Genomic DNA, 343 nt, shown 5'->3' with positions numbered 1-343 from the left:
CTGATATCAGGTTCAAAGGTGAAGGCCGGCGGTGACGTCAGCCTCGAAGCCAGGGACGATATCAACATCACGGTTGCCCAACAGCGCACCGAAACAATCGGCTCGGAAGTCAAGCAGGGCTCCGAAAGTCATATTGGCTCGGAAATCAGTTCTGGCGGCTCGGTCAGAGTTGCAGCCGGCGACAAGACCGATGCAGACAATTCCCATGATCTCAATATTATTGGCTCGAAAATAGATGCCAAGGGCAAGGTCGATCTCAGCGCAACCGACAATGTCACGATCGCTGAAGCCCGCGATACCGGCTATTCTCAGCTTGATACGAGTTCAAAGGGCGTCTTCAGCA

General features: G+C 53.6%; 1 protein-coding gene. It reads left to right on the top strand.

Going from position 1 to position 343, the window contains the following annotated elements; translation table 11 throughout:
* The coding region (locus QSJ70_RS27470) for a hemagglutinin repeat-containing protein (RefSeq protein ID WP_285541383.1) at window positions 1-343 on the top strand (343 nt) is incomplete at both ends.

Source organism: Brucella sp. NBRC 12950, assembly GCF_030268145.1.
In the GTDB taxonomy this organism is placed as follows: Bacteria; Pseudomonadota; Alphaproteobacteria; order Rhizobiales; family Rhizobiaceae; genus Brucella.
Note: the sequence above shows the minus strand (reverse complement) of the source record. Positions and strands in the feature narration are given on the sequence as shown.